4 protein-coding genes are annotated in these 4,584 nt (G+C 74.6%); all 4 read left to right on the forward strand.

All coding sequences use genetic code 11. The features are described from left to right. Nucleotides 1–189: 189 nt before the first annotated feature. The 4 genes from GSF02_RS18270 (at nt 190) to GSF02_RS18285 (ending at nt 4,528) form a co-directional block, all read left to right on the forward strand. The gene (locus GSF02_RS18270; protein WP_159798792.1) at nt 190–639 is read left to right on the forward strand and encodes an NfeD family protein; all 450 of its coding nucleotides are present in this window, start codon (nt 190–192) and stop codon (nt 637–639) included. Nucleotides 640–702: 63 nt separating this feature from the next. After that, a complete protein-coding gene (locus tag GSF02_RS18275) occupies nt 703–1,875 on the forward strand; it encodes an SPFH domain-containing protein (RefSeq protein ID WP_159798793.1) in 1,173 nt (390 codons plus the stop codon). Nucleotides 1,876–2,000: 125 nt separating this feature from the next. Further along, on the forward strand, nt 2,001–2,777 hold the full coding sequence (locus GSF02_RS18280; protein ID WP_235915694.1) for a TetR/AcrR family transcriptional regulator: 777 nt from the start codon (nt 2,001–2,003) through the stop codon (nt 2,775–2,777). Then, nucleotides 2,777–4,528, forward strand: coding sequence for an ABC transporter ATP-binding protein (locus tag GSF02_RS18285; protein WP_159798794.1), 1,752 nt, complete (start codon nt 2,777–2,779; stop codon nt 4,526–4,528). Before GSF02_RS18280 ends, GSF02_RS18285 begins: the two co-directional genes overlap by 1 nt. Nucleotides 4,529–4,584: the final 56 nt, after the last annotated feature.

Here is a 4,584-nt window from a genome sequence, read left to right on the forward strand (position 1 = left end):
CCGAGACAGACCCTGCTGTCTCGGACCGCCAGGGACCCGGAACGGAACGTGCCGGGGCGCGCCCGCCGCCGAACCGCACCGCGGCGGAACTGCCGGGGCGCCGCCGCCGTGGCGAGTTCCGGAACGTCGCACGTGTTGGTAATGTCCTGGTCAAAGCCCAAGTAGGCGGGGGACTGCGGAGGGATGGCCATGGACTGGCTGTGGTGGGTGGGGGCGGCGCTGGTGCTGGCCCTCATCGAGATCGTCTCGCTCGACCTCGTCCTCATCATGCTCGCCGGCGGCGCCCTCGCCGGCGGGGTCGCGAGCGCCGCCGGCGCCCCGCTGTGGCTGCAGTTCGTGGTCGCCGCGGTGACGTCCGTCGTCCTGCTGGTGACCCTGCGGCCCTGGCTGCTGCGGCACCTGCGCGACCGCGTGCCGCTCACGGAGACGAACGCCGCCGCCCACGTAGGGCGCCCGGCGGTCGTGGTCAGCGAGGTCACCGAGCTCGGCGGCCGCGTCAAGCTCATGGGCGAGGTCTGGAGCGCCCGGCTGCCCGACGACGGCGTCCCGGGCGTCACCGCGGTGCTGCCCGTGGGCACCGAGGTCCGGGTGGTGCGCATCGACGGCGCCACCGCCGTCGTGGAGCCCCGGACCGCCTGAACCCTCCCGGGCGGCGCGGCCGCCCGGGCGCTGGACCGCACGATCCGACAGAAAGGGACCGCCGTGTCCGAGCTCAACGCAGGGACCATCGTGGTCTACCTGGTGCTCCTGCTGATCCTCATCTTCGTCGTCGTGGCGCTCGTCAAGGCGGTGCGCATCGTCCCCCAGGCGGTCGCGCTCATCGTCGAGCGGCTCGGCCGCTACTCGCGGACGCTGGAGCCCGGCCTGCACCTGCTGGTGCCGTTCGTCGACCGCGTGCGCGCCGGCGTCGACCTGCGCGAGCAGGTCGTCTCCTTCCCGCCCCAGCCGGTGATCACGTCCGACAACCTCGTGGTCAGCATCGACACCGTCATCTACTTCCAGGTCACCGACCCGAAGTCGGCGGTCTACGAGATCGCCAACTACATCACCGCGATCGAGCAGCTGACCGTCACGACCCTGCGCAACGTCATCGGCTCGATGGACCTCGAGCAGACGCTCACCAGCCGCGACCAGATCAACGGCCAGCTGCGCGGCGTGCTGGACGAGGCCACGGGCCGCTGGGGCATCCGCGTCAACCGCGTCGAGCTCAAGTCGATCGACCCGCCGGCGTCGGTCCAGGGCTCGATGGAGCAGCAGATGCGCGCCGAGCGTGACCGCCGCGCCGCCATCCTCACCGCGGAGGGCGTCAAGCAGTCGCAGATCCTCACCGCCGAGGGTGAGAAGCAGTCGGCCATCCTCCGCGCCGAGGGTGACGCGCAGTCCCAGGTGCTGCGCGCCGAGGGCGAGGCCCGCGCCATCCTCCAGGTGTTCGACGCGATCCACACCGGCGACGCCGACCCCAAGCTGCTGGCCTACCAGTACCTGCAGATGCTGCCGCAGATCGCCAACGGCACCGCGTCCAAGCTGTGGGTCGTGCCCACGGAGTTCACCGCGGCGCTCGGTTCGATCGCCAAGGGCTTCGGCGGCTCGGGCGTCCCGGGTGTCCCGACCCCGCCCGCGGAGGGCCCCGCCCCGGAGGAGTCGGAGGCGGTGCGGGCGCTGCGCCGCGAGCGGATGGAGACCATGGGCGGGTCGGCGCTGACCGACCCGGCCGAGGCCCTGCGGGAGGCCAGGCGCCAGTCCGAGGCGGCCGCCGCCGACGCGACGAGCTCGGGCACCCGCTCGGGCCTGCCGTTCAACCCCGCCACCGAGGCCGGCCAGCGTCCCGCCGGCGAGGAGGAGCCGCCGCCGGCGCAGCCGCAGCCGCGCGCGTGACGACCGGTCGAACGCACCACGGCGAGGGCCCGGGAGGACGATCCTCCCGGGCCCTCGCCGTGCCCGGCCCTGCCCCGGGCGAAAACCCCTTGTCGGAGTGAGTGCTCACTCATTACGGTGCCCCGGTGAGCAACGCACCGGGCGGGGTCGCCGACCCCGCGACCCGAGAACCCGCCGGTCCCGCCGGTGCCGCGGGGGCGGTGGACGGCGGCCGCCGCCGCGCCGCGCCGCTGACCCCCGACGACCGCCGCGCCGCGGTGCTCGACGCCGTCCTGCCCCTGGTCGCCGAGCGCGGGGCCGACGTCACCACCCGCGAGCTGGCCGCCGCCGCGGGCGTGGCCGAGGGCACCCTGTACCGCGTCTTCCCGGACAAGCCGGCCCTCGTGGCCGCGGCGGCGCTCGAGGGGCTGCGGCGCGCCTCGCGCCCCGCGCAGACGCGCGCCGAGCTGGCCGCCGTCGACCGCACCCTGCCGCTCGAGCGGCGGCTCGAGCGCGTGATCGAGCTGGGGCGCGCGCGTGCGGGGGAGGCCTTCCGCTGGATGGCCGTGCTGCGCACCCTGCACGCGCGCAAGGCCGGCAGCGCCGTCGACGACGAGCGCGTCCACGAGCTGCGCGCCCAGCTCCTCGCGCAGCGCGAGATGCAGCGTGCCGCCACGGTCGAGGGCCTCAGCGCCGTGCTCGCGCCCGACGCCGACCGGCTGCGGGTCCCGGTGGACGTGGCGGTCGGGATCATCGACGCGGTGGTGGCCGGCGGGCACGCGCACCCCGACCCGCTGCTGCCGCCCCCGCCCGCCGCCGTCGTCGCCGACGCGCTGGTGCACGGGCTCCTCGGCGCCCCTGCGGCGCCGCCCGACCCGACCCCGGAACCCCCCTCAGCCCCCGCACCCGGGAAGGACTCCTGATGCTCCTGGCCCTGGCCCGCAGGTACCTGCGTCCCTACCGCGGCGCCGTCGCCGCGCTGCTCGTGCTGCAGCTGCTGCAGACGCTCGCCTCGCTGTACCTGCCCACGCTGAACGCCGACATCATCGACCAGGGCGTCGTCCAGGGGGACGCCGCCTACATCGTGCGCACGGGCGGCTGGATGCTCGGCGTGAGCCTGCTGCAGGTCCTGTGCGCCGTCGGGGCCGTGGCCCTCGGCGCCCGCGCCGCGACGGCGTTCGGTCGCGACCTGCGCCGCGACATCTTCGGCGCGGTGCAGGGCTTCTCGGCCCGCGAGGTCGGCCAGCTCGGCGCCCCGAGCCTGATCACCCGCACCACCAACGACGTCCAGCAGATCCAGATGATCGTGCTGATGACGTGCACGGTCATCGTGATGGCGCCGATCATGCTGGTCGGCGGCGTGATCATGGCGCTGCAGGAGGACGCCGAGCTGTCCGGCCTGCTGGTCGTCGTCGTGCCCGTGCTCGGCGGCGTGATGGGCCTGCTGCTGTGGCGGATGGTGCCCTACTTCCGGCAGATGCAGCGGCGCATCGACGCCATCAACGGCGTGCTGCGCGAGCAGATCACGGGCCTGCGCGTGGTGCGCGCCTTCGTGCGCGAGGGCCGGGAGCTCGAGCGCTTCGGCGCGGCCAACGAGCGGCTCTACGACGTCTCGCTGGGGGCCGGCAAGCTCATGGCGCTGGCCTTCCCCGCCGTCATGCTCGTCGTCAACGTCTCCAGCGTGGGCGTGCTGTGGTTCGGCGCCCACCGCATCGAGGCCGGCGAGATGCAGGTCGGGGCGCTGACGGCGTTCCTGTCCTACCTGATGTTCATCCTCATGGCCGTGATGATGTCGACGATGATGATCATGATGGCGCCGCGCGCGGCCGTCGCCGCGGAGCGCGTCACCGAGGTGCTCGACACCGAGACCTCCGTCGTCGAGCCGGCCCGGCCCACCCCGCTCGCCGCGCTGGCGGACGGCGCCGGGCCCCGCGGCGAGGTGCGCTTCGAGGGCGTCGAGTTCCGCTACCCCGGGGCGGACGCCCCGGTGCTGCACGACCTGACGTTCACCGCCCGGCCCGGCACGGTCACCGCCGTCATCGGCTCCACGGGCGCGGGCAAGACGACGCTGCTGAACCTCGTGCCGCGCCTGTTCGACGTCACCGCGGGGCGGGTGCTCGTCGACGGCGTCGACGTGCGCGACCTGACCACGGCCGACCTCGGCTCGCTGCTGGGGCTGGTGCCGCAGAAGGCGTTCCTGTTCAGCGGCACGGTGGCGAGCAACCTGCGCTACGGCGCCCCGGACGCCACCGAGGACGAGATGTGGCAGGCGCTGGAGGTCGCCCAGGCGCGCGACTTCGTCGAGGCGCTGCCCGAGGGCCTCGAGGCCCCCGTCGCCCAGGGCGGCACCACGTTCTCGGGCGGCCAGCGCCAGCGCCTCGCGATCGCCCGCGCGGTCGTGCGCCGCCCGCGCGTCTACCTGTTCGACGACTCGTTCTCGGCGCTCGACTACGCCACCGACGCCCGCCTGCGGGCCGCGCTGCGGCCCCGCACCGCGGACGCGACGGTCCTCGTCGTCGCCCAGCGGGTCGCCACCATCCGCGACGCCGACCAGATCCTCGTGCTCGAGCACGGCCGCATCGTCGGCCGCGGCACCCACGACGAGCTGCTCGCGAGCAACGCCACCTACCAGGAGATCGTGTCCTCCCAGATGTCCCTCGAGGAGGCGGCATGAGCGCCCAGCGCCCCACCGGTACGAGCCCCACGAGCGCGCCCGCCGCGGCGGGCGCC

This window comes from Puerhibacterium puerhi (genome assembly GCF_009846865.1).
GTDB lineage: Bacteria > Actinomycetota > Actinomycetes > Actinomycetales > Cellulomonadaceae > Puerhibacterium > Puerhibacterium puerhi.